The sequence below is a fragment of the Paenibacillus intestini genome (assembly GCF_030803945.1).
Lineage (GTDB): Bacteria > Bacillota > Bacilli > Paenibacillales > Paenibacillaceae > Paenibacillus > Paenibacillus polysaccharolyticus.
The window spans coordinates 169,982-194,232 of the sequence record NZ_JAURUN010000003.1 but is presented as its reverse complement, the minus strand read 5'-3'; the positions used below and the strand labels follow the sequence as shown (position 1 = coordinate 194,232).

The 24,251-nt window shown below is 45.3% G+C and carries 22 protein-coding genes and 2 pseudogenes; 9 read left to right on the top strand and 15 right to left on the bottom strand.

Annotated features, from left to right (window positions below):
* Position 1: 1 nt before the first annotated feature.
* Both J2T16_RS10175 and J2T16_RS10170 read right to left on the bottom strand, forming a co-directional pair.
* A complete protein-coding gene (locus J2T16_RS10175) occupies positions 2 to 508 on the bottom strand; it encodes a cation:proton antiporter regulatory subunit (protein ID WP_186809605.1) in 507 nt (168 codons plus the stop codon).
* Positions 498 to 1,025 (bottom strand): GreA/GreB family elongation factor, encoded by a 528-nt coding sequence (locus tag J2T16_RS10170; RefSeq protein WP_090915211.1) that lies wholly within the window; start codon positions 1,023 to 1,025, stop codon positions 498 to 500. Before J2T16_RS10170 ends, J2T16_RS10175 begins: the two co-directional genes overlap by 11 nt.
* Positions 1,026 to 1,415: 390 nt before the next feature.
* Between J2T16_RS10170 and gdhA the strand changes: the two genes are divergently transcribed.
* Positions 1,416 to 2,804: an NADP-specific glutamate dehydrogenase gene (gene gdhA / locus J2T16_RS10165; protein WP_418792660.1), complete on the top strand. Its 1,389-nt coding sequence runs from the start codon at positions 1,416 to 1,418 to the stop codon at positions 2,802 to 2,804.
* Between the two features lie 114 nt (positions 2,805 to 2,918).
* Here gdhA and J2T16_RS10160 read toward each other — a convergent pair whose 3' ends face one another.
* Entirely contained in the window at positions 2,919 to 3,380 is a 462-nt protein-coding gene (locus tag J2T16_RS10160; RefSeq protein WP_499018283.1) for a GNAT family N-acetyltransferase, read from the bottom strand.
* 587 nt (positions 3,381 to 3,967) lie between these two features.
* On the opposite strand from J2T16_RS10160, the gene J2T16_RS10155 reads away from it, so the two are divergent.
* The 4 genes from J2T16_RS10155 to J2T16_RS10140 all read left to right on the top strand — a co-directional run bounded on the left by J2T16_RS10155 (position 3,968) and on the right by J2T16_RS10140 (position 6,856).
* Positions 3,968 to 5,332, top strand: coding sequence for an XRE family transcriptional regulator (locus J2T16_RS10155; RefSeq protein WP_221790308.1), 1,365 nt, complete (start codon positions 3,968 to 3,970; stop codon positions 5,330 to 5,332).
* Positions 5,329 to 5,490, top strand: coding sequence for a hypothetical protein (locus J2T16_RS10150; protein ID WP_221790310.1), 162 nt, complete (start codon positions 5,329 to 5,331; stop codon positions 5,488 to 5,490). The genes J2T16_RS10155 and J2T16_RS10150 overlap by 4 nt, the downstream gene beginning before the upstream one ends.
* 89 nt (positions 5,491 to 5,579) lie before the next feature.
* The gene (locus J2T16_RS10145) at positions 5,580 to 5,792 is read left to right on the top strand and encodes a Spo0E family sporulation regulatory protein-aspartic acid phosphatase (RefSeq protein ID WP_434349141.1); all 213 of its coding nucleotides are present in this window, start codon (positions 5,580 to 5,582) and stop codon (positions 5,790 to 5,792) included.
* 209 nt (positions 5,793 to 6,001) lie between these two features.
* Positions 6,002 to 6,856 (top strand): pentapeptide repeat-containing protein, encoded by an 855-nt coding sequence (locus tag J2T16_RS10140; RefSeq protein ID WP_336120752.1) that lies wholly within the window; start codon positions 6,002 to 6,004, stop codon positions 6,854 to 6,856.
* An 82-nt stretch (positions 6,857 to 6,938) separates the two neighbouring features.
* Here the strand turns inward: J2T16_RS10140 and J2T16_RS10135 are convergent, their stop codons facing one another.
* From J2T16_RS10135 to J2T16_RS10120, 4 genes are all read right to left on the bottom strand, one after another.
* Entirely contained in the window at positions 6,939 to 7,916 is a 978-nt protein-coding gene (locus tag J2T16_RS10135) for a diaminopimelate dehydrogenase (RefSeq protein WP_499018281.1), read from the bottom strand.
* A gap of 184 nt (positions 7,917 to 8,100) precedes the next feature.
* Positions 8,101 to 8,676 carry a hypothetical protein gene (locus J2T16_RS10130; protein WP_336120754.1) on the bottom strand — a complete coding sequence of 192 codons (576 nt, stop codon included), beginning with the start codon at positions 8,674 to 8,676 and terminating at the stop codon, positions 8,101 to 8,103.
* Between the two features lie 479 nt (positions 8,677 to 9,155).
* The gene (locus J2T16_RS10125) at positions 9,156 to 9,911 is read right to left on the bottom strand and encodes an exodeoxyribonuclease III (protein ID WP_499018280.1); all 756 of its coding nucleotides are present in this window, start codon (positions 9,909 to 9,911) and stop codon (positions 9,156 to 9,158) included.
* 127 nt (positions 9,912 to 10,038) lie between these two features.
* Complete coding sequence (locus J2T16_RS10120; protein ID WP_499018279.1) at positions 10,039 to 10,596, bottom strand: GNAT family N-acetyltransferase; 558 nt, start codon at positions 10,594 to 10,596, stop codon at positions 10,039 to 10,041.
* A gap of 127 nt (positions 10,597 to 10,723) precedes the next feature.
* Here J2T16_RS10120 and J2T16_RS10115 point away from each other — a divergent pair.
* Both J2T16_RS10115 and J2T16_RS10110 read left to right on the top strand, forming a co-directional pair.
* Positions 10,724 to 11,071 (top strand): annotated as a pseudogene (locus J2T16_RS10115) (helix-turn-helix transcriptional regulator); the annotation flags it as partial.
* 15 nt (positions 11,072 to 11,086) lie between these two features.
* Positions 11,087 to 11,203 (top strand): annotated as a pseudogene (locus J2T16_RS10110) (WCX domain-containing protein); the annotation flags it as partial.
* A gap of 93 nt (positions 11,204 to 11,296) precedes the next feature.
* Here J2T16_RS10110 and J2T16_RS10105 read toward each other — a convergent pair.
* The 8 genes from J2T16_RS10105 to J2T16_RS10070 form a co-directional block, all read right to left on the bottom strand.
* On the bottom strand, positions 11,297 to 11,638 hold the full coding sequence (locus J2T16_RS10105; RefSeq protein ID WP_336120757.1) for a hypothetical protein: 342 nt from the start codon (positions 11,636 to 11,638) through the stop codon (positions 11,297 to 11,299).
* A 200-nt stretch (positions 11,639 to 11,838) separates the two neighbouring features.
* Positions 11,839 to 13,683: a glycoside hydrolase gene (locus J2T16_RS10100; protein WP_336120758.1), complete on the bottom strand. Its 1,845-nt coding sequence runs from the start codon at positions 13,681 to 13,683 to the stop codon at positions 11,839 to 11,841.
* Positions 13,684 to 13,792: 109 nt separating this feature from the next.
* Complete coding sequence (locus J2T16_RS10095; protein ID WP_499018278.1) at positions 13,793 to 14,572, bottom strand: AbfB domain-containing protein; 780 nt, start codon at positions 14,570 to 14,572, stop codon at positions 13,793 to 13,795.
* 70 nt (positions 14,573 to 14,642) lie between these two features.
* Positions 14,643 to 15,128 carry a hypothetical protein gene (locus J2T16_RS10090; protein ID WP_499018277.1) on the bottom strand — a complete coding sequence of 162 codons (486 nt, stop codon included), beginning with the start codon at positions 15,126 to 15,128 and terminating at the stop codon, positions 14,643 to 14,645.
* 560 nt (positions 15,129 to 15,688) lie between these two features.
* Positions 15,689 to 18,655: a beta-galactosidase gene (locus J2T16_RS10085; RefSeq protein WP_499018276.1), complete on the bottom strand. Its 2,967-nt coding sequence runs from the start codon at positions 18,653 to 18,655 to the stop codon at positions 15,689 to 15,691.
* Between the two features lie 113 nt (positions 18,656 to 18,768).
* The gene (locus J2T16_RS10080; protein ID WP_221790317.1) at positions 18,769 to 20,265 is read right to left on the bottom strand and encodes a glycoside hydrolase family 30 protein; all 1,497 of its coding nucleotides are present in this window, start codon (positions 20,263 to 20,265) and stop codon (positions 18,769 to 18,771) included.
* Between the two features lie 224 nt (positions 20,266 to 20,489).
* Positions 20,490 to 21,518: a LacI family DNA-binding transcriptional regulator gene (locus J2T16_RS10075; RefSeq protein ID WP_499018275.1), complete on the bottom strand. Its 1,029-nt coding sequence runs from the start codon at positions 21,516 to 21,518 to the stop codon at positions 20,490 to 20,492.
* A 90-nt stretch (positions 21,519 to 21,608) separates the two neighbouring features.
* On the bottom strand, positions 21,609 to 22,541 hold the full coding sequence (locus J2T16_RS10070) for a metallophosphoesterase family protein (protein WP_499018274.1): 933 nt from the start codon (positions 22,539 to 22,541) through the stop codon (positions 21,609 to 21,611).
* A 51-nt stretch (positions 22,542 to 22,592) separates the two neighbouring features.
* Between J2T16_RS10070 and J2T16_RS10065 the strand changes: the two genes are divergently transcribed.
* On the top strand, positions 22,593 to 22,955 hold the full coding sequence (locus tag J2T16_RS10065) for an iron-sulfur cluster biosynthesis family protein (RefSeq protein WP_221790322.1): 363 nt from the start codon (positions 22,593 to 22,595) through the stop codon (positions 22,953 to 22,955).
* A gap of 218 nt (positions 22,956 to 23,173) precedes the next feature.
* Entirely contained in the window at positions 23,174 to 24,238 is a 1,065-nt protein-coding gene (locus J2T16_RS10060) for a hypothetical protein (RefSeq protein WP_499018273.1), read from the top strand.
* Positions 24,239 to 24,251 lie beyond the last annotated feature (13 nt).

Here is a 24,251-nt window from a genome sequence, read left to right as displayed (position 1 = left end):
GCTACATCCGCCCATCGGTCAACCATTGTTTGAGCTGCTTAAGCTGGTCACGTTCACCAGCAACAACAATTGTCGCCCCACTGGTGAACACATACTCTGGCCCAGGGTTGAATTGTTTCTGTTTCTCTTTGTCAACCGCCGCCAGGATCGCCACACCGGTAACCTGACGGATGTTCATCTCTCCAATCGTCTTCCCGATGCACGCCGCATGTGGCTCGATGCGTAGCCACTCAATCAGCAACCCTTCCAGCATAACTTCCCGTTCGTTCTGGAACTGAGGTTTATACGTCATGCCACCGACTATAGCAGCTACGGCTCTTGCCTCATCATCGTCAAGGGTTACAAGAGAGACCATATCTCCGAGATCTTCCGCTTGATCTCCAGATTCCATATGGAACAAATCACGTCGCTCATCATTATGAACCACGATGACAAGATGCTCCCCGCTGCGAGTATGCAGCCAGTATTTACGTCCAATGCCTGGCAGATCCGTTTCTTTAAAGTGCATGATTTGCACCTCCCTGAGTCAAGCCTTGCAGCGGATTTGGTTTCGCCTCATCAGCCTGCTCAAGCTCCTGCACCAGCTCTGAGCTTTGTTCAAAAGCCCATTGAATGTCTGCTATACGTATTTTCATGTCACCCGAAGGGGTAGAGATGGCTCTCATTTCGCCTTTGTTCCCCAGAAGCAGTTGACGTCCCACAGGAGAAAGGAATGAAATCTGTCCTTCGTCCGGGTCTGCTTCCTCTGGCATAACAATCGTTAACTTATCCGATGTATGAAAATCAACATATTCCAGTTCAATCTGACTACCAATCAGCACAACGGAACTTAACAGCTCATCCGGACCAGCAAGTAATCGCTCTACTCGGTCTGTATAGGCTGTTAATTGTTTATCCAGCAGTATACGCTCAGGATTACGCACGTCAAAATAAGCGTCAAGAAAAGTTCTTTTCTCTTCGCCCAAGGTCAACAGCTGACTCACCAGCATTTCTCTGCAATTGTCAAGTGGAGTCCTACGGTTCATAGTAGATCTCACCTCCTATACATGCCTTGTTCTCCACGTTGATTCGCTTGTTGTTACCCATCATCATCCTGTTGTCCTCCTTCTTATAATAAAAGAGCCCGAATTACGAGCTCTTCTTACCATCTTACCAAAATGAAATTATTAATCCAATCAATTCCGCTAACTTGGGTTTTAATTCTATACTTTGGGTATATTATCCAACATTTCACGATATTCTTTACATTTAATGATAGATCTATAGAACATTTTAATTGCCTCATAAAAAACATTTTATGGATTTTTGTCTCGTATTTTTATTTCCTTTCCTGTATATTTAACTACAAACTTTTATTCAAATTGTACAAATAGGTATCTACAGACTTTAACACGATAAAGGAGTGCATTGAAAAAGTGTCCACGATTACTAAAGAAAGTTCAACGTCATCTCAAGTTACTACTGCCGCAGCATATGTTCATTCCGTCTATGAATCAGTTATCGCAAGAAACCCGAACGAGAATGAATTCCATCAGGCTGTTAAGGAAATCCTGGATTCACTGATCCCCGTCATCGAAGCACATCCCAAATACAGAAACCACAGTCTGCTAGAGCAACTTGTTGAGCCGGAACGGGTTATCACGTTCCGTGTGCCTTGGGTCGATGATCAAGGTAAAGTTCAGGTGAATCGCGGTTTCCGTGTACAATTCAACAGCGCGATTGGCCCCTACAAAGGCGGACTTCGTTTCCACCCATCGGTATACTCGGGCATCATCAAATTTTTGGGCTTTGAGCAAATTTTCAAAAATGCACTGACTGGCCTGCCAATCGGCGGCGGTAAAGGCGGTTCTGACTTTGATCCAAAAGGAAAATCGGATCAGGAAATCATGCGTTTCACGCAAAGTTTCATGACAGAGCTGTACAAATACATCGGTCCGGACGCTGACGTACCTGCGGGTGATATTGGTGTAGGCGCTCGGGAGATCGGTTACATGTTTGGTCAGTACAAACGAATTCGTGGCGGACATGAAGCAGGTGTACTGACAGGCAAAGGTCTGTTGTACGGTGGAAGTCTCGCACGTAAAGAAGCAACGGGTTATGGCTGCGTATACTTCGTTAATGAAATGCTTGCATCCAAAGGGCTTAGCTTCAAGGACAGCACCGTTGTTGTCTCCGGTTCCGGCAATGTATCCATCTATGCTATCGAGAAGGCGCAGGAGCTTGGTGCTCGCGTTGTAGCATGCAGCGACTCCGGCGGTTACATACATGATCCGCAAGGCATTAACCTGGATACGGTAAAACGTCTGAAAGAGGTTGAGCGTCTGCGGATCAGCGAATACGTCAAAGAACACCCGCATGCGACGTATACCGAAGGCTTCGAGGGCATCTGGTCTATCCCTTGTGATATCGCTCTGCCGTGTGCAACACAGAACGAAATCGACGAGCAAGCGGCAAACCTTCTGGTTCAAGGCGGTGTCAAAGCCATTGGTGAAGGAGCGAATATGCCGTCCACTCTGGCTGCCATTGATGTATTCCTTGGTGCTAACGTGCTGTTTGGCCCTGCAAAAGCTGCGAACGCCGGCGGTGTAGCCGTGTCCGCTCTTGAAATGTCACAGAACAGCATGCGGTTGTCCTGGACATTTGAAGAAGTCGATGCCAAACTGCATGACATTATGAAAAATATTTATAAAAGCTGCGTAGAAGCAGCTGAAGAATACGGCTGCGAAGGCAACTTGCTTGCTGGAGCAAACATTGCTGGTTTCCTCAAAGTAGCCGATTCGATGATTGCCCAAGGCGTCGTGTAATTTTTTTCACCGCATTTTTAAATGATTCATACAAAAAGAAGCCTTACCTTCTCATGCAATGGTCGCCTAGCGGCCTAGTAGAGAAGAGGCTTCTTTTTTTATCGTGCAATATACTCAACTATTGGAGATCCCGATCCCTTGATAATCTCTAGACATGAACACATCTACTTCATCTTCATGATCCACCGTAAACCCAAATCGTTCGTATAAACGCTTCGCCGGACTTCCTTGCAACACGTTTAACGTCACACGTCTGCCCTTGACTGATTCCTGTTCGAGCAACATGTTAAGCACCTTTGTGCCTAGTTTCCTGCCCTGATAGTCTGGATCAATGTAGAAGTGCTCTAGCAAAAACTCTCCATCTCCCGGTTTTAATGACACACATCCAATTAAAGTATCTTCCAGCTCCAACACTTGTGTATGTTCCGGCTGGAACGCATTGCGGAAGCGCTCCCTCACCCGAATCTCATCATAGCGCCCTAAACGCGTCAAATCATCATAGAGCACCAGTGCCCGTAAATTAGCCAGCTGCTCCTGATCTTCCTGGGTAGCTTGACGTATCTTGAATTCATCCATGTTCTGCTACCTCCATTCGTGGTAAGTCCATATTTTCTCTTGCTCTAATACTGTTTTCTAAGATGAGCACAAAACTATTCTATATACTGAAGGCTCTGAGCATCAAATAATCTTAATGAGTTCGCTTTAAAAAATCATGAGCCAGTACTCCATCAATTTTTATGCCCAATCAATCCAGCATAATAACTATTCGAAAGTTTTTGCAAGCATGAATACGCCTGGGAATTATATTATATTATCTTACTGAATAATAATGTAGAAATAGATTTGCCAAGAAGAAATCGTAAATTGTTGAATTCGCTTATCAATTGAATAATAGCGATAAGACAATTTTTCTAGGAGTGGGATCGAATTCAAATTCAGAAGAGGATAATCATAATCAGGGGTCGGTTACATAAGCGAATTCCTATTATTTATTCTTTAGCTAGTTGGGAGCTTCTTAGAGAAGAAAACAAATTCTGCAATATTGAAGAAAACAAAGAATTTTGCAGGAACCATTGACCAATGGTAGAATAATCCATATGATTACCTATAAAGAGTAAAAGTTATAAATAATGGTTTTTTTATAGATGGAGGTGGAATCTTCCTTGAAAATCGAAAAGCAACAAACTATCCGTTCTCTGTTGTTAAACTACATAGATAATAATCAGTTACTTATATATCATTTTGCTGAGAATTCTGGTATAAATTCTGGAACTCTTAGTCGCTTCATCAACGGTTCTCAGCCAGTTCCGATTAATGCACTTGATAAAATGACATTAACGATGGGTTTAAAAGATGGTACTTTCTATGATTTATATGCTGATGAGCTGCTACTCGACCCATCAACAGATTGGAGAAGAATACGGCCATTTCTGATTAGGTGCTCGCAATTAAACAAGTTATCTTGCATTGAAAAAGTTGTTGATTTTATGCTGGAGAAGTCTTACTATATTTCTTCTTTATTTGATTTTGCCGAATCTCTTTATGAAGAAGGTAATATCTCTGCTTCACTCATCATTTATAGAAGAGTCTCTGAAGAAGAACGGTACCAACATGCAGAACGATTGGCCATATGCCAGTATAGGATTTTCAAGGCATCTTTAGGTGATGATCAGCAATTCAACTACGAACTTGCTCTTGTATTTGAACCGTTTGTTACAAGGTTGAGTGAAATAGAGCAACTTGATGCCCTGAAAGATTTAGCTAACTTGTATGTATCCTTACAGAAGTGGAAGAAGGCAAAGCAACTGAGCTCTGAAATGGGCAGGATAGCTAGAGTCCTATACGATCTAAAACATAAACGGAAAGGGAATGAACTCAATCGAACAGAACCAAGAAAAGCTTTATTCGGATATATTCTATATGCCCATGTAATATTAGGGACAGTTGCTGAAGAGGATGAGAACTACGAGGAAGCATTCTTCCATTTAGATAAATTTGAGGACCACAGTTGGATCGTTGAAACTGATGAAGAGGCTGAACAAACGAAAAAACAATTTTTAATTTGGGCAAGTGCTAACCGAATGCTTTACAGAGTGATGACAGGGGAAACTTGCCTTATCGATGATTATATCAATTCCTTAGCAAATAATGATAATGAACTACTTATAGGACTATTCAAGGTTGTTAAGGCAGCACTAAAATATTCTTATAACATAGACCACATCATAGATCGTTATCAAGACGTGATTCAAAATCAGATCAATTCTCAAAAAAAGGTAGGATCATACACTTCCCAAGTTATTAACGATGGATTCGTTATCCTCCTGGCTGATTTAGCCGAATATTATAAAAATTCTAATAGACCTAGTTTTGGTATACTCTATGTGTTAGATAGTTTGGCAATCTCTGCTAAGATAAATAATGATCGTTACTTGATCAGATGCTTTTGTTTGTTCGAAGGAATGAGGCAATTAGCCACAGATGATGATCTAGATAGATTCAAAGCAATTTTGAGGGAGGTAGAATGAGGTACATGAAGAAGTTGACTGTCATTTCTTTTGTTGTAGCTTTAGCCATTTTAGTATGTACACCATTTAATCAGGTATCGGCCGATAACAATGATCCTAAACCACCAACAGATGTAACCACTGTTAAAGCGAATGGACATGGTGCTGGCGGCTGGTAAAAAAAAATTATAATCTTCAGAACCTCCTGATTGGAGGTTTTTTATTTTGAGTTTTTGTATATCTACTAAATTAGTAAATTTAAATAGAAGTGGTTAGGATTAGTATAGAGGTGATTGATTTGTCAAGTAACTCTATCAAAGAGCAATTGGAACACGAACGATCCGTTTTGTATGAACTAGTTAGTTCTTACGGGATAGGCCATCCATTGGTGATCAAACAATCTGAATTATTAGATGAATTAATAAATAAACACAGTAAGACACAAATTCCTACATATACAAAAGTGAAGATGAATAAGTAGCATGGTATCAAGCACCACGAAATTTTATAGTGTAGTTGTTCAATGTTGCATACAACTTTCTGATCGATAAGTCTACTAAGTTTCTTACCCTGCATAGATCTTATTATTCAATTGAAGTGACTTCCTTCCAATGGTAAAGTGAACATGACATGATCTATCGGTACATTTGAATTTAAAATCAACTTTTTCTTGATGATAAGGAAGTGTGTATGTTGTCTAACCATTCTTTAAACCACATTGAACATCCTCATCTGCAAGCAGACTGCGAGCAGTGTTACGGATTATGTTGCGTGGCCTTGCCTTATGGCAAATCCTCTGACTTTGCTTTTGACAAGTCCAGCGGTACACCTTGTCCCAATCTGCGGGAGGACTACCGATGTGGTATCCACACCCAGCTCCGACAGAAGGGCTTCAAAGGTTGCACCGTGTATGACTGTTTTGGTGCAGGTCAGAAGCTATCACAAGTGACGTATGCGGACAGAAGCTGGCGTACCCATCCCGAAACGGCTCGTGAAATGTATGATTGTCTGCCTGTACTACGTCAAATTCATGAGCTGATCAGTTATATGAGAGAGGTTATGATGCGGCCCGATACGTCTTCGCTGCATGCCTCACTGGAAAAAGCCTATCCTGATGTAGCGCGTCTGAGTGATCTCGAACCGGCAGCTCTGCTACAGTTGGACATCACGAGCCATCGAGCAAATGTGAATACCCTGCTGATTCAGGCTAGTGAGATCGTACGTAGCAGTGCTCCAGCAACAACAAAAGCAAAAGGAAAACCCAAAGGCAAGAAACGCAGTGGAATGGATTTTCTGGGGGCTAACTTGCAAGGAGCAGACCTAAGAGGTACAAGCTTCCGGGGCGCGCTTATGATTGCGGCGAACCTGCGTAACGCCGATGTACGAAACGCCGATTGGATTGGTGCAGACTTGCGGGATACAGATCTTGGGGGAGCCGATCTACGCGGCGGAATTTTCCTGACACAGTCTCAGCTGAACGCTGCTATGGGAAGTGCGGATACCTTGCTACCTGACCATTTGAGTAAACCCTCCCATTGGCGCTAAAAACGCGCACAATGAAAAATAGCTAGTCCTTCCACGGAAGGACTAGCTATTTTTCTAAGACTATTTACCAAACTAACTAAGATTACAGCAGATCACGACGGAGATCCGCAGCGGATTTTGGAGAAAGGTGACCCAGCGGGATATCAAATACCGTCTTCGCGCCTTTGTGTCCTTCCTTGCTCAAACGCTGCGCCGCACGTGCATATGCCACAAGTACACTTGCGGTGAACTCTGGATTGCTGTCGAGCTTCAGACCAAATTCGATAATTTGTTTTTGTCCGTTACCTGTAATTCCACTGCGAATAACGAAGCCACCATGTGGCATACCTGCATGGTCGGATTTCAATTCTTCTTCACTGATGAAGGTAACTGTCGTATCGTAGTCCGAGAAATAGTTAGGCATATTCACAATCGTTTCACGAATCTCATCCTGGTTCGCACCCTCTTCTGCTACCACATAACACTGACGCAGATGTTTCTCACGTGTGGACAATTCTGGTGTTTCACCTGAACGAATGCGGTCAATCACTTCTTCTACAGGAACCGTATACTGCACACCCGCTTTCACGCCAGGTACACGACGAATGGCATCGGAGTGACCCTGACTAACCCCTTTGCCCCAGAATGTATACTCTTTCCCTTCCGGCAGAATAGATTGTGCGAGAAGACGATTCATCGAGAACAAACCTGGGTCCCAGCCTGTTGAGATCACGCTTACATGTCCACCTAGCTCAGCCGCCGCATTTACAGCTTCAAAGAACTCAGGAATCTTTGCGTGGGTATCAAAGCTATCTACCGTATTAAATAGCTTAGCGATTACAGGTGTCTGCTCTGGCAAATCCGTCGCAGAACCACCGCACAAGATCATGACATCGATTTTGCCTATGTACTGCTCAGCCGCAGAGATATGCTCAAAGCGAACTTCTGTACCTTCAGCCACCATTTGCTCTGGATTACGACGTGTAAATACAGCAACCAGCTCTAGATCATCATTCTGGGTAATTGCTTTCTCGACACCTTTACCCAAGTTACCGTAACCTACGATACCAACTTTAATCATGTTTAATCCTCTCCCTGTCTGAATCTTTTGTCTATAAGTCTATCTAAGGATATAACATAACATGTAACTTGTCAGGTTTCCAGATGTAAATCAAAAATACCTTGCAGAGGGACAGCTTTAACGCTGTACCACCACAAGGTGCGGGTAAATAAACAAGTTCATGAATAAAGATTCTATTTTGATTTTACGACTCAGACCAGGTTAACGTGAGTTCAACGACACCTTCCTGACTCGCCAGTGCTCCACCGATCATAGACCATTCCTGCTTCGTATCCGGATCAGTCCCTTGAATAACAATATTTTTCTCATCAATCAGCTGTCCGGAGTCTGTCAGTTTCTTCTCTGTAAAATAATCCTTGTACAGCTTCGATACCGTCTTCATGTCCTGTTCCGTAGTAAAAATCATCATTGCCGATTTCTTCCCTTCAGTCTCTCCGGAAGTCGCTGTTGTAATCTTAGCATCGTCTGGTAGTGGAAAATCTTTAGGCAAGTATTCCGGCATGCCTTCCGCCGCACTACTTTCACCTTTAATTGCGGAGGATTCCGAAGTGGCCGGTGTGGATGCGGCTTCTGTGCCTGTACCTGTTGCTGCTTCGCTTGTATTTTCTGTGACAGCTGGCTCAGCGGTTCCAGATGTTGCTTCACTATTTACCTTCTCAGATTCACCTTTGGGCTCGTCAGCAGCACTGCTACACGCACTTAAAGCCACCATCATAGCCAGCGCAGCGCAGGCCAGCAAAACTTTTTTCTTTTTCACCATTAAAAATCACTCCTTCTGGTTGTTTTATGTTGTCATTCTCCAAATCACATTCTTACATCTGAAGTATGCTTCTGTATGCTGATTGCCCATCCCTCCTTCGTTTAGTCGAACTCCATTGTCTGCTGAATAATGTGTACGCATCTACGGTATGTCAATCCAGATGACTGACAACGATAACACCGTCAAAGATATCAGACAGCTTATTGCAAGGATCGATAGGAATCGGGTGATGACTTTGAACTTTTTCATACAACCCTCCTCCTTCTGTATCATTGAACAATTCAATTTATAATATATGTATGATTCAATCGTACCCAAGAAATGGCGGGATTGAAACAATCCGGAGTCCAGTCCTTTCCCCAACCAAAGTCCAGTTCCTCTCCCCTACCTCTGAGGCGCAGGATAACGTAAAAAAACCGCCTGCATCCCTTTATCGGGATACAAACGGTTGTCAGGTTCTGTTTGCTAAGTGTGTGTTCTCACAGTTTCAGCTTAACGCCTACCGGGCAATGATCACTGCCCATAACATGACAGTCGATATAGGCTTCGGCTACACTTGGTGCAAGCTGATTGGACACAAGAAAATAATCAATGCGCCAGCCCACGTTCCGCTCTCTGACCTTAGGCATATACGACCACCAGCTGTACACATCGGTTTGATCTGGATGCAGATGACGGAAACTGTCCACATATCCTGATGCAAGCAGGTCGGTCATCCTGCCGCGCTCCTCATCCGTAAATCCCGAGTTACCCATGTTTGGCTTCGGGTTCTTCAAGTCAATCTCTTGATGAGCCACGTTCAGATCCCCACAGATGATTACAGGTTTCGTCTGCTCCAGTTGCAGGACATAGGACCGGAAGCGGTCTTCCCACTCCAGACGGTAAGGCAGCCGGGTCAGATCACGTTTGGCATTGGGAGTATAGACATTAATCAGATAAAAGGCATCATACTCCAGCGTAATCATCCGGCCTTCCGGCTCGCAGTCCTCTTCCATACCGTAATACACAGACAATGGCTTGATGCGGCTGAATACAGCCGTGCCGGAGTATCCTTTTTTGATCGCATAATTCCAGTACTGATAGACGTCTTCGCCCAAATCCATCTCAATCTGTCCAGCCTGTAATTTCGTCTCCTGAAGGCAGAAAATATCGGCCTCGCTTTGTTGATAATAATCCATAAATCCTTTATTCACACACGCTCGAAGTCCATTCACATTCCAGGACACCAGCTTCATATTCTCATCCCCTCACATCTCTCCAATATAACATGAGCCTGATTCACGGGACAAGACATCACATTATGGTGACAAGGACTGAGATGGGAGTTGAGTATGTGATGGACATGGAAATGGAAGACAGGGGCTAGTTGTCACTCTGTAGCTTCGAGAAAACAGCGAGATCAACGTATCTGCCCTTCTCAAACTCATGCTGCCGCAACAGACCTTCCTGCTGGAACCCCAGCTTATGCAGTAGACGAATGGACGCCTCATTTCCCGGGTCCACCTTCGCTTCAATTTTGTTCAATTGCATCTGGTTGAATCCAAATTCCAGCACAGCTCGAGCAACCTCAGTCATCACCCCTTTGCCCCAGCACGATGAAAGCAGATCATAACCAATCTCTGCGCGATGATGTTGCTCTTCGTACCCCAGATATCCGCACGTTCCAATGACTTGATGAGACTGCTTATCTTCGATCATCCAGCGTAAACCCGTCTGTTGATTGAAAATCTTCTTATACCAGCTCATCTCATCTAATGCATCCTGTTCGGATTCGAATGGCGTGAAGGGCATATATTCGACGACAGTCTCATCTGAGTACAGTGCCAGCAGATCTCCACTGTCACGATCTGTTGCTGCTCGGAGCATAAATCGCTCTGTCTCTATTTGCGGAAACGTGTCAAATGTAAATAATGTATTCATACGTAATCTCCTTTACATGCGAAATCTCTTCCATTTATGTATGTTATAGTCCCTGTGTTATTTTACTACGTCAACTAGATCTAACCAAGTCATATAATAGAATGATCACAAATTTTAGGGAGTATATATGCACAAAGCACAAAGGCTTGTTCAGTTAATTATGTTAGTGAATGAACGCAGAACGTTTACCGTACAAGAACTAGCTGATGAATGCGGAGTATCACGTCGAACCATGATTCGAGATTTGGCGGAATTAAGCGGACTGGGCATCCCCCTTTATTCCGAAGTGGGTCCTCATGGTGGTTATCGTGTTTTACGAGAAAAGGTGCTCCCACCCATCAGTTTTTCCGAGCATGAAGCTATGGCTTTGTTTTTTGCCGCTCAATCGTTACAGAACTATAAATCTCTACCTTTTAACAATGAAGTACAAAGTGCGTTACGCAAGTTTTTCCATTATTTATCCAGTGACCTCAAACTAAGCTACACCCCTTGGGTGGTCGGTTTCTTTCTTGGCTTGGGAACAGATGCCCATGTGACGCATCCCCCGCAGGTCCGTGATCAAATTCGCTCCAAGTTACAAGCCATGGCTGCACAGTATGGGGATTAGGGTTACATTATAGAAAAAAAGAGCAGCTTGCACGTGGTCATAGCCCGGTTAAGTAGACATCAAAAGGCAGATGTATCCACTATAACTATAACTTCATTTCACCTGATCTATTTTGGTAGCTACCCCTCGACTAGGGTAACTATCCTCATACTGACCTGTTGTCCAAACCCGCACTACGTCACCAACCTGAGCACTATAATCTACTCCTGTCGTTCCCAATATGTATTGTTGTTCCGTACTTTTAGTAGGTGATACGGTTATCGTTGATTCATTTTTATCCAGAACCATAGCTTCGAAATTGGGTTCCTCATGTACTTTTTGTTGGACAGATTCATTTGAAATCCCTGCATCACCGGTAGCCATGACTCCACGATCACCTTCAGTCTCGCATCCGATGAGAATAAGGGTCGTTACTAACATAGTTGTTACTAACATAACTGGCATCTTACTTAATATGAATTTATGCTTCATTTGTACCCACCCCCAGTAAAAATGGTATATCCTTTGTAACGTAAGGGAGATTCATTTTGTTGCAATCCCGAATTGCTAAGCCAGTAGATCCTCTCAAATGAAAAACAGCCTGCTATAAGCAAGCTGTTCCTCGTGCATCATGCCACTACCGAAGAGATTGTACTCTAGTTCACCTTAATCAGACTCCATTGTTGATTCGCTCCGCCGTTATCCTCCCATTGAATCGTAGAAGCACCCGCACTCATCGATCCTTGATTAATATCGACAGTAAGGCCGCTGTTACGATTCGCCAAAACAACATATCCGCCTACATCAATCGGCAACCACTGCTGGTTATAACCTCCGTTAGCCTGCCACTGAATTAGCGATGCTCCGCCCTGTGTGGAACCGGAATTGACATCAAGCAACAATCCGCTGCCAACGTTCCGGATGGTGTAATATCCGTTGCCTGCCGGCTCCAGCTTCCATTGCTGATTGGCTGCTCCGTTATCATTCCATTGAATAATGGTCGCGCCTCCGGCTGAGGAAGCACCATTCACATCCAGTACAAGGCCGCTGTTACGGTTAACAAGCTTGTAAATAGCCCCTGCTTCATACCCTGTGCTGCCACTGTAGGCTGCGCCAGAGATCACATAAGTAGTTACCGAATTCGCTTTAGACGTCGTTGTAAACTTTTTGTTTTGGACCGGTATGTTCGTCAATTGTTGTAATTTCTCCGTTGCCGAAGTTCGGTACACTTGTACGGACGAACCTACACTTGAGAAGCGACTTAAATCATAGGTTACCGAAGTATCGGTAGATTCCGAGTTTGTTGTAACGAGTACCACTTTGCCGGACGCCGCATCATACGCCGCAAGCGTATTCGCATCACTCATGCCAATGATCTTGTAACCTGGACGAATAAATTTGCTGTAATTCCCCATAACATAGTATTTCTGATTAACCGTATAGCTGGTCGTTTGTGTATTGTTCAGCACGTTTTTGAAAAATCCCCAGCCTTCCGCACTATCTACGGCCTGCCAGTACACCCAAGCCGTAGCCCCCATGTTACGCATATCCTTCAGAATGATACGTGACATGGTAAGGCCACTTGCATCCCCATCTCCGTATTCGGATGTCCATAAGTGTTTGCCCGCAGATGCTGCCGTATTACGCATTGCTGTCCGGTTGCTACCATTATACGTATGTGTGTTAATCTGGCTGATCGCTGATTGAACGGCAGTGCTGTAGCTTTTATAGGAGGTGTTGGTATCATCCAGATTGTTTTCTTCCGGTGCACTCAGCTTGGTGGTTAGTCCTTTGGCAATCAAAGATGCCTGAACCTGACTTAGAATCGCATTCTGCTCAGCAAGGCCGAAGTGCATGCCCTCCTGATCATTCCCTTGTTTCCACCAATTCGAGATTGGTTCATTCAGTGGGGTCACCGTATCAAATGTAATGCCCCAATGATCCCGGAAATGCTTCACAACCTCCGTCAAATAATCAGCAAAATCATCATAATAATCCGGCTTGAGGTTATTACCGCCATCCGGCGCACCCGAGACACCGCCACTGATCGTCATCCAGTAAGGTGCCGAGTTAGCAAAAGCTTCAATGATGTTGACTCCCTGTGCCTTGGCAGCTTGCAACATGTAACGCTGATTTGCATCGGCAGTCCAATCGTACACACCTGGAGAAGGTTGAAAACCAGGAACCGCTTTACGGTATTCAAGGACATTGGATGAAGGGTCATCCCCGCCTCCGATGTTATATCTCAGAATGTTCATGCCAATTCCTGTCGCTGGATTAAACATTTTCTCCACATATTCATCCTGATTTGAATATTCACCAACGACCTTGCCCCACCAAGCCAGCGATGTTCCCCAACCTTCCACCGTCTGATATTGTTTCGATGGATCAGCCACAGCCGTATAAGCTCCAGCAGCCGATACTTCGGACCCTGAACCCAAGCTTCCAACCAGCAGTGTTCCACTTAATAGCACCGCACTCATTCGTTTCAACCACTTCATCTACATCACCCCTTAAACATTTTAGTTAAGCCATTGGGGAAAAACATTCGGGTACCATCCTGACTATTAAAATCGAAATCGTCTGCTAATTCTTGACACTTGCCAATAGCTATGGAGTGATCTCCCGGAAAGTTGCATCGGATTTATCCAGAGCCGTGACAACAGGTTGCAAACGTAACACTTGATCGTAATGTCTCAGATACAGATTCGAATTGTTAAATAAGGTATACGAAGTCCAGTTCGCATTCGCCAGCCCGTTAACCCGTTTGAACGTCGCATCATTGCGGAACGCAGCACTGCCGTCATTTTTCACCAGCACGGCATTGCCATTATTATTGCGCAGGAAATAACCAGGATAATTCATCGCTTCAAACGAGATGCCCATCGCATTCGCCAAACCAGGAACGATCCGAAACTGAGCATCCTCTGCTGGACTCACGCTGGCATCAATCCGAGCTTGATAGTTATAGTGACGAATGAAACTGCCTGGTACGTTAAACGATTCAAGCTTGCGAATATCACCCGGCTGACCGGATTCTTTCAGTACGGTCATATGGCGTACCATGCCGGACAGACCCGCGATTTCCTGTTTGCCACTCCAACTCTGAAAGTTGTCCGCCGAGTCGCTGTAATAATATTTGTGATCTGCATACCCATCAAAATAAATTCGCCAAGAACCATTATCGAGTTGGATCAACGCCGGTCCTTCTACCCAGGAACCCCAGCCCGCCCAATTACCTGTGCCTTTAAACGTGTATGGCCCTTTCAGCGAGTTGGACGTGGCATATTCAATGTATTTAGTCGTTTCGTTCTTCGTAAACGCGTGATAGGTCGAGCCTGTCTTTACTACAAAAGTGTCAATATAATTGGAAGCAAGACCTGTAAGCACCGCAGGTGCAGACCACGTTGTGGATGCCAGATTGCTTCCTGATGCGGTGATGACATGTGGCTTGAAGTTCTCATAGTTGCCAGGAGAGAGAGACGATGATGTTCACACTACCATTCGTGTCTTTGAACCATTCCGGTGCCCAGGTATGGGCAATCGGGGTTGTAGTAGACAAAGTAATATTGCGGACAAACGTCCAATTCATCTTGTCCGGGCTGGACGCGATACCAACCGTATTGCCTGACCAGTTGGTGGTGTACACCACATAATACAAACCATCGGTGTGTTTCATGATGCTGGGATCGCGAATTAAGTCCGCCGCAGGTGGGGTATATGCTGGACCTTTCAGCAAACCGTAGTGTTTCGCGTTATATGACTCATAGATATACATGTTGGACTCGCTTGTGTTCGTAAAAGCCGTCATCGTATACACACTGGTTGTTGCTTTCACCGTAATCGGGAATGTGATCGTGAATATCATCAACAATCCTAACGTGAGTAAGAGTACAGCTCTATGTTTGCCCCATCGCTGTGCCCTGCGTTTCCTTTTGGTTAACATGAAGCCAGCTCCTTATCCTGCATAAGAATCATATTGGAATACCTTCTGACTGAACGAAGCGTGTGCTTGAACATACTTCCTTTTGCCAAGAAGCTGTTACGGTATCTGCTCCCGTCCCATTTACATGAAACATCACCCCCTTTACAGGAATACACGCTTTATGTATACGCTTACAAAATATAATCTTTGTCTCCCTCTCTTGAACATAGAGATGAAGCACTGCTACTTTTCTTTCTTTATGAATTCGCTTAAATCCCCTCATTCTCATATAAATCAGTTTGAACCAAGAGTCGCTATCTATACCAAATTCTCCTATGATTTAGATTTATATATAAGAATGAGGGGCAATTTCCTACAGTCTAAGGCTATTGCTAACACCTAGGGCTATCGTTATCCAATATTATTTATACTTGCTCTATTGCATACATCTTAGATGCATGGCTCTTAAAAGATTTCTAATTTCTAGTTCTATTCTTACTTATATTCTTACTTCTATTTTCAATTCTATTTTAAATTCTGTATTTCCCTTCTATTTTACATGCTATTTTTAGTTGCTATTTCTATTGTCCCACTGTACTCCACGGATATCGTGACATCTCATCCAGCAGCAATCTTACCCGTTCGGGTGTTCTGCCTTCCTCGTCAAAAATGAGCAGTTCATTCTCTTCCCTCAGCCACGCAACAGGAATTTTGTAATCCTCCTGCGGCCCAATCTGCCAGTATCGGCCCAAATGGTGTCCGTTGACATGAATCGTTCCTTTGCTCATGCCTGTCAAGCGAAGCATCAAGTTTACTTTGTGATGCCCGGCTGTGACAGGTTTGGCAAAACGCCAGCGATACCATACCGGCTGACCGTATGAAGCGCCCGGTGTAGTCACTCCTGGTGTATCCTCTGAGAGATCACATGACTCCCATGACGCAGGAAGTAACGCATCCGTACCAGCCATTCGCCAATCCTGAAGCTCACCCTCATGAAGATAAGTAATCAGCTCAAGTCGATTGAGTGGTGACCGACTATATGGCATCTCAAGCGTATTTACAACTCCAGACTTTACGTAGCCGGATATGTCCAGCGTCTGGAACGCAAACCAGTCCTGATAAGCAGGCATCGGAATTTCAATGCCGTTAATACGCAAACCTTTGCTCGGAGCACCCACAAGTACAGCCCGATCCATACCATCCAGCGTAAAACTTCGACGAAGCACCGTTCCTCCCCGAATGGAGTTCACTTCATCCAAATGTATAGTTCCTATTTCTGTTCCTGTCTCTGGCTCCATCTGCCAATCGCGGCGAATATCCTGTACTTGCCCGCCAAGGTACACCGCTCCTGCTACACCCTTGTGTTCCCCAAGATAAGGAGAAAAGTTCAGTCGGCCCATATGCTGTACAAGCAATTGCAACGTATTCTCCCCCTGAGTTACCTGAATGGGAACAGCCGCCGCACCAACCTGGCGCACTAGCGCTTGCTCAGCACCGTTTACGATAATTCTCGCGGTATCTTGTATGTTAGGCAGCACGAGATTCATCATTCCATCCACCGTACTATCAAAATCGCATTCATACAACAGATAGCCAAAGTCCTGACCGTACTCGGAAAAATCGATAGGATGCCCGCTCGCAGAGCGTTGCTTTGCCGTTAATGTAACACGGGAGATCTCAGGAGATTTGCGCAACACCGGAGCCGGCGGCGCAGGAGGAATCACCCAAGCAGGCTGATCTTCAACTGCAATAGATGCCGATTCAGGCTGTGTCTCCACTTCTTGAGTAAAAAACTCACGTCCAGTCCGTGTCTGTTCGCCATCTTGCCAGTCGCCCAGCAACATCATTGTACGCTCGGGATCAGAGATCATGCCTTTCACTTGCCCGGACGCCGTGACATCCACATCGTCAAAACCGATGGCATAACGCAAGCTTTTGCCATCAGCAGATTCCATTCGCCATGTGCGATTCATCGCGTCACGATCCAGAATGATGAACCGAATGGCGATGCCACTCGCTTCAAAACGCATTATTCCCGGCTCCTGAAAATGGAATAGGTCAAAACGATATGCATTTCTCCCCGCATCCTGTTCAATCAGTACTTGCATCGTGCTTTCTTTCAGGATCAATCCTCCTGCCATCGCGTCCTGTTTTGCACCCAGTTCCAATTCAACCACCGAGCGTTGTCCACGGTCAGCTGTGATGAACAACGTCAGTTCTCCATTAATCATCTCATTACCGGTTATTAAAGCTCCTGCGGTAAGGTACACCTGTTCAGCAATTTGCACACGATCCAGCAATGGAACAATCTGTCCCGGATGAATCGATATCGGCAACGTACGGCCTTCCTCAAGCGTAACGCTCACTGTCTCACGTTCATCCTTGTGACTCTCCACGAACCAGATTTTTTCTTCCTCCGCCTGCCTCCCTCGTACGGAAATGCCGCCCGGATGCCGAACCTGAATCTTTTCAGCTACGATCTCCTCAGATTCCATCAGCAGTGATCCAAACGCACGCACAAAATAAGACAGGTTTTTCGTCACTGCATATTTCGGCGTCACGCGTCCATATTCACTCAGCGGAGCATCGTAATCATACGATGTGATCATGAATATATCGCTGTCACCCAGCGTTCTTCCACCATATCCACCGAAATTAGTGCCCCCGTAGAACATGTAATAACTGATCCCCGTATATCCGGCTCGCAGAATTTCCATGATTCTTCGGTCCAGCAGAGAAGGCGTCTTCTGGATTGCCGAAGGTCCTCCCCAATTTTCAAACCAGCCGGTCCAGAATTCAGTAACAATCTTTGGTGTATCTGGCTGTTTCGAACGTAAATTCGCATAATGTCCATCCGCACCAGACCAGAAGTTCGCTCCCTCAATCGTTCCTTCCGCTCCGCCAACACATGTAATCAGCGGGACGTCTATCCCTCGTTCCAGTATCCCATCCCTAAGTGTGGTCATATGTGTGCTTGCCGCATCATCATCCATCAGATAACCGTACTCGTTTTCGACCTGGACGAGGATTACCGTACCTCCGGCAGACAATTGACGCTTACGAATAACAGGGATGATCTGATCAAAGTAGAGCTGCACATAATGAAGGTACGTTTCATTATTTTCACGGAATTTTACATTCTCTTTCGTTCCCAACCAGTACGGAAATCCACCAAAATCCCATTCCGCGCAAATAAACGGACCCGGTCGTGCAATAACCCACATACCTAGCTCTGCACACAGATCAAGAAATGCACCGCAGTCGTTATCGCCTTCGAAGGACCATTGTCCCTCTTCCGGTTCGTGCACGTTCCATGCGAAATAGGTATCAATGCAGTTCATTCCTGCCAGCTTGGCCTTCATTAAGACATCACGCCATTCTTCCTTAGGCATACGGAAATAATGAATGGTCGCACTGTTCAGGAAGATACGTTCACCGTTTAGATAAAAGCTGCGCGCATCATATGTCAGCTCCGTATGAACATCATTCTTGCTGCTGAGCTTGTTATTCTCTTGTTCTTGAAACAAAAGTGATGTTGGTTCTGTCAACGCGATCCCCTCCTTCTCATTTTTATAGATAAAGAACGCTCTCTATTGAACTGCGAATTTACACGGATCACTCCGATGTTAGAATAACTTGCAGATCGGTGCGTTCTCCGCTATTACTCTGCAGATGGCAAAACACCTTCAAGCACGACAGTAGTGATGGAGTTATCTGCGGTTGGCACTTCAATGCCGTTAGTGTACACCGGGATATCCTCCAGCTTCTGCATATTGAGCTCCGGTGATGTCTGGTACACCTGGGCGGAGCCTGTTTTGGCAACATCCCAGCCGGTCAGGTCAAATGCTTTGTTTTCCGCTGACAACTCATTCCGAATCACCAGTACAAGCCGCTGTGCCTTGGCATCATAAGCTGCAAGTGTTCTGCCTTCATCCGTCGGAATAATAACCGCGCCTGGACGAATGTACTTCGTGAACTGGGCCATACCATAATATTGTTTGGTCATCTCATATTGTTCATCTCCGTTAAAATTCGCATGAATGAAACCCCAGTTGTTATTCGCTCCTTCGTCTTCAACAGCCTGCCAGTATACCCAGGCGGAAGGCTGCATGATTTTGAGATCAAACATGATACGGTCTGCCAGCTCCTGTACCGAGGTCATGTCCTCATGGTTATGCGGCTCGGTACCGCCGGTGCCATATTCAGACATCCACAGCTTTTTGCCGAGTTTATCAGCCAGAGCACGCAGTTCTTCCATTTTGCTGCCGTTATACGAATGGGTATTCATCTGCTTCACCGCATCGATCGTATCCTGGTCATACAGGCTGAAATTAAATACGGTCTCATCGATGCTATTATCGTCCGCAGCACTGATTACCGTGCCATCCAGTCCTTTGCTTTGGAGAGAAGCGGCCGTTTTCTTAATAATCTCGGCCTGTTTCTCAGTACTGAAATGACTGCCCTCCTGCTGATTCCCCTTTTTCCACCAGTTAGCCGAAGGTTCATTCAGCGGATCAAGGGTGCGAAATGTAATGCCCCACGTATCCCGATAATGCTTCACCACTTCCGTCAAATAGTCGGCGAACGCATCATACTGATCTTCACGCAGATTATTACCGCCATCCTCGGCACCAGTGACCGAGCCACTAATCGTCATCCAATACGGTGGTGAGTTGGAGAAGGCCTCCGTGATGTTGACTCCGCGTTTGATCGCACCCTGCATTACGGAACGCTGACCCGCATCCGCTTCCCAATCCCACTTGCCCGGCTCAGGCTGAAAACCTGGAACGTCACCACCTGGACGAAGCGCGTTCATTTCCGGGTTCTCTTCACCGCCTATATTGTAACGAACGATGTTAAGTCCCAAGCCCTTGGCCGGATCAAATATCAGATCCATAACCTCATCCACCTTCGCCTGATCCTTCCAGCCACCGAGATCATTCGCCCACCAAGCCAGCGACGTACCCCAGCCTTCAAAATGATCATACGACTGCTCCAGCTTGAGACGCACCGGATCTTCCTGGAATACAAGTGCCTTGGGAGTTGAATTCATATAATGATTGATAGCCATTCCTCCTACCGCTACCAAGGCCAGCAAAGCTGTACCTGCGAATACCAAACCTCGTCTGCCCCTGAAACGCTGTTCATGATGTGCCATCGTGACTCCTTCTTTCGTGATCCATAGATCTTCTAAGTTGATGTAGTTCATTTTGTGAAGTTGCTCGTGTTGTGTACATTTTGAAACCCATTTCATGAAATCGGTTTCATTAAGTTGAAAATTAAAACCCGTTCCACAGGATGAAAAGGGTCTCATTTACGCCCTCATTATATTTCACGCTTCAAATAAATGTCAACGCTTTCTTTTTTGGAGAAGCAGACCTACTACCGGGCGGCAGGTCCTGTACTTTGGCGGATAATCAGCCTAGGTTCCAATACATTCTGTTTCTTCGGTTTGCCTTGATTGATCAGATCATGTAACATATCCACGGCCTGTTTGCCCAATTGATACGTATTCTGGGATATCGTTGTCAGTTCAGGGATTACGGCACTCGCTAGCGGTGTATCATCAAAACCGATGATCGAAATATCTTTCGGGATCGACAAACCATACTCAATGGTCGATTTAATTGCACCAATCGCATTATTGTCGTTGACACAAATCACTGCCGTTGGCGGATTGTCCTGCTTCAGAAGTTTGGACATCTCCCGCTTGCCGTCGTCAATCGAGAAACCGCCTAACAGCTGGCGTTCTTTCGGTATTTCAATCCCATGTTCACGTAGTTTCTTCTGTACCGCTTTCACCTTGACCATCGTGGTAGATAGCTCCTTCATTCCCCCGACAAAAGCAATCTCCCGATGCCCCAGCTCAAGTAGATGCTCTGCAGCCATAGCCGCACCGGCTCCCTCGTCTGTGTATACCCGGTGAAGTCCGCTCTTGGCAATGTTACCATTGACCAGCACAATAGGCATATGCCTGCTCATATCCATCAATTCCTGTGCCATGTTATCAGGGCAGACCTGTAAATTGATACGTCCACCGAGAAAGATAATGCCATCCACCCGTTTCTCACGCAAAATAGAGAGATATTCAGACTCACGATTAGAGTCCCCTGCTGTGTTACATAAGAAGAACGTATACCCGAGTCCACGTGCTTCATTCTCTGCCCCCCAGAACACTTCAGGGAAAAAGGGGTTGGTGATATCCGGCAAAATGATGGCGATGGTGCCCGTCTCTTTCTTGATCAGGCTGCGTGCCTGAGCGTTCGGTTGAAACTGATGTTTCTCGATAATCGACATTATCTTCTCTCGCGTGCTGGCACGAACCGGAGCCGTATCATTCAACACCCGGGAGACGGTCGATACAGATACGTTTGCTTCTTTCGCAATATCATATATGGTGATCGATGTCATAGGGGGGAAACCTTCCTTTTTTCTCTATTTACCTGCTTATCATACCAGATAAGATATCACGAATGAAATGCATTTCATTCTACAAGATGCCTAGCGTGTGAAAATAAACAGCTTGCTGTCGGCATTCACTACTTGTGTGCCGTTGCTCAGTTGAACCAAAGGCATATCCCAATGGGTATGCCCGCTGAACACCAGCGTCTCCGGCCCGGCCTCCAAGGCCTGCCGGATGAGCGGTTCACCCCTAAGCCCAAGCTCGGCGATGCCCGGGCTTTGGTGCAAAAGCAAGCAATCCGGTTGCTGCTTCAGCAACTTGAGCACGGATTGCAGGTACGGCTCTGCCGGCAGCCGGTTCGGCTTGTCAGGCCTGCCGATGATGCCGCCAAGGCCCGCGATGCGTAGCTGACGCGCCTTGGCGGCGTGGGGCGCAAGGCCATCCGGTGGGTGGCCAGCGCTAATGATTGCAGCTGGTCCATCCATGCAATGGATGCCCTCGCTGTGGTGTAACCGATGAGCGTCTGCATCATCGGTTATATCGTGGTTGCCGTGGACGCCGGCAACCCAGCCGAAGGCTGCCCTGAAGGCAAGCCAGACGGGAACCGGATTGCCAGTCGCTCCCCTTTTCCCGCGCAGGGCATACATATCTCCACATAACAGCACACCCGTCTTCTGCGGATCGAGCTCAGGCCACTCCACCTCCATCAGCAGACGAATATAGGCAGGCAACATCTCACCCAAAAGCTTATCCGTAGCCCCCGTGTCAGAGGCGGCATCAGATTCCTTCTCCATCACAGGTTCAATTCCCTGCAAATCCGAAGTGACAATCAGTGCATCGATACCTTTAGGCAAGCCATCTAATGTACCGTGATAGATCGGAAGCTGAGCCTGAATGACCTCGCCGCCAGGAATCGCATTCAAATACGCATAATGTTCAATGGGATCATGATTCAGTTGCTGTATTTTCAACTTACCTCTCCCCCTTTCCTTATATATTATTTTACATTCTAATCGGCAATTATGGTCCATATATTAAATTGTAAGCGAATTCATTGGGAAACAAAGGAGTGTGACGACGCCATGATCATTCAAGTGAGTCCGCAGGCAGAAGAAAGACTGGTTGAACAACTGGGCGACCAGCCGGGCTTTTTCAAGTTATTTTATGATACTGATGGTTGCAGTTCTGATGGAATTGCGGTACTTCTGATCTTAAATGAACGAGACAGTGATGACGTGCCTATTGAGGCAGGTTCGCTTCCGTTTGTGATTAATAAAAAGCAAAAAATTCACTTTGAAGCCTGTTTACGTCTGCAATCCGAAAATAACTTCCCTTCCTTCCGTCTCAGCAGTGATTCAATGATTTACGGAAGTAACGTAAAGGTGCATGATCTGCGGGATGTAGCTAACGTAACGTCTGAATCTACGGATTGGTCTATTAAATAATCACTTTGCATGGATGAAGATTAGAAACAGAACCTCCCTCTCCCACAATGTTGCGGAAAGAGAGGTTTTGTTGGTATATCTACTTTATTAACCAAATTCCAGAGCAAGCAATTTCTTTATATTATTATGTTGATTGATAACCAAACCCTTCTACGACTTGTAACGTTTATTTTACAAGCGCCCTAAACACAGTAACACTCAAGAAAAGAGGACTACCGATGAGAAACTTCCATATCCTGTACCAAGCTATTCCCGTACTCATAATCTCACTCATATTTATTTCAGGATGCAGTAGCGGTGAAAGTAGCACTAAAGCCCCTCCACCAACAATTAAGCCTGGCGAAGCACAGAATCGCGAATACCTTTCCATTACGAACACCGAATACGTCAATGGGACAGATTCCGCGGATGGAATGAAAATGAATGTGTATACATACGACTTAGAGTCCAAAGCTCTCAATAAAATGACTGACTTGCCATATAACTCACAATATCCCTTGACCGTAGTTTCGTTGGCAGAAGACACCACGTATTATTCGGGTGAGGGCAAAAATAAAGGGGATGAGCTATTCGCTTATGATATGAGAACACAGCAAGTGCAGCAATTAAGTTCTAATTTATTTGCGATAAATGCAATAATCCCGGGTGTCACTGAGAATACACTAATGATGGCTGCTGTGCAAAAAGGAGAACGCCCTGTAAAGGTCATGTTTCTGGATAAAGCAACACAAAAAATCTCGATATTAAATGAGCAAGATTCAGATACGACCACATGGGACATCGCATATGATCCAGAAACAGAAAAAGCATACGCCATCCAATACTCTGAGGAAGAACAATATGAGCAGATGGAGAAATCAAATCAGACCCAAAAACCGATGGTTCCACCAAGTCATACCATTATCGAAATTGATCCCGTAACGAGTCAAACTCGTGCAATCATCAAACTCAAAGATGAACAGATTCTCACTTTATCCGCAAGAGGAAACCAGCTTCTCATCGCAACGGCAAAACACATTAATAAAATGCCCATCGGATATAGTCTTGTGGATCTGAAGACAGGACAAAGGAAGGAACTTCATCTTCCGATCAAGGCCAGCAGTGAATTATTTCTGGACAAAGACGGTAACGGATTTTATTTTCTTGGGGAAAAAGGGAATGGCGATACCGAGAGAGGTATTTACTATTATGATATGAAAACGGATGAGATAGAGACTGTTTTTCTGCAAAAAGAAGGGTTCATTAATAACTTCACGCTGGTATCAGAGCCAGGCAAAAAATAAAGATACTCCCTTT

Bases quoted from the DNA above. Each gene is read 5' to 3' on its own strand.
- J2T16_RS10175 (WP_186809605.1), bottom strand. From the start codon at position 508: ATGCACTTTAAAGAAACGGATCTGCCAGGCATTGGACGTAAATACTGG.
- J2T16_RS10170 (WP_090915211.1), bottom strand. From the start codon at position 1,025: ATGAACCGTAGGACTCCACTTGACAATTGCAGAGAAATGCTGGTGAGT.
- J2T16_RS10160 (WP_499018283.1), bottom strand. From the start codon at position 3,380: ATGGATGAATTCAAGATACGTCAAGCTACCCAGGAAGATCAGGAGCAG.
- J2T16_RS10150 (WP_221790310.1), top strand. From the start codon at position 5,329: ATGAGGTACATGAAGAAGTTGACTGTCATTTCTTTTGTTGTAGCTTTA.
- J2T16_RS10140 (WP_336120752.1), top strand. From the start codon at position 6,002: ATGTTGTCTAACCATTCTTTAAACCACATTGAACATCCTCATCTGCAA.
- J2T16_RS10135 (WP_499018281.1), bottom strand. From the start codon at position 7,916: ATGATTAAAGTTGGTATCGTAGGTTACGGTAACTTGGGTAAAGGTGTC.
- J2T16_RS10130 (WP_336120754.1), bottom strand. From the start codon at position 8,676: ATGGTGAAAAAGAAAAAAGTTTTGCTGGCCTGCGCTGCGCTGGCTATG.
- J2T16_RS10125 (WP_499018280.1), bottom strand. From the start codon at position 9,911: ATGAAGCTGGTGTCCTGGAATGTGAATGGACTTCGAGCGTGTGTGAAT.
- J2T16_RS10120 (WP_499018279.1), bottom strand. From the start codon at position 10,596: ATGAATACATTATTTACATTTGACACGTTTCCGCAAATAGAGACAGAG.
- J2T16_RS10105 (WP_336120757.1), bottom strand. From the start codon at position 11,638: ATGTTAGTAACAACTATGTTAGTAACGACCCTTATTCTCATCGGATGC.
- J2T16_RS10100 (WP_336120758.1), bottom strand. From the start codon at position 13,683: ATGAAGTGGTTGAAACGAATGAGTGCGGTGCTATTAAGTGGAACACTG.
- J2T16_RS10090 (WP_499018277.1), bottom strand. From the start codon at position 15,128: ATGTTAACCAAAAGGAAACGCAGGGCACAGCGATGGGGCAAACATAGA.
- J2T16_RS10080 (WP_221790317.1), bottom strand. From the start codon at position 20,265: ATGGCACATCATGAACAGCGTTTCAGGGGCAGACGAGGTTTGGTATTC.
- J2T16_RS10075 (WP_499018275.1), bottom strand. From the start codon at position 21,518: ATGACATCGATCACCATATATGATATTGCGAAAGAAGCAAACGTATCT.
- J2T16_RS10070 (WP_499018274.1), bottom strand. From the start codon at position 22,541: ATGGACCATAATTGCCGATTAGAATGTAAAATAATATATAAGGAAAGG.
- J2T16_RS10065 (WP_221790322.1), top strand. From the start codon at position 22,593: ATGATCATTCAAGTGAGTCCGCAGGCAGAAGAAAGACTGGTTGAACAA.
- J2T16_RS10060 (WP_499018273.1), top strand. From the start codon at position 23,174: ATGAGAAACTTCCATATCCTGTACCAAGCTATTCCCGTACTCATAATC.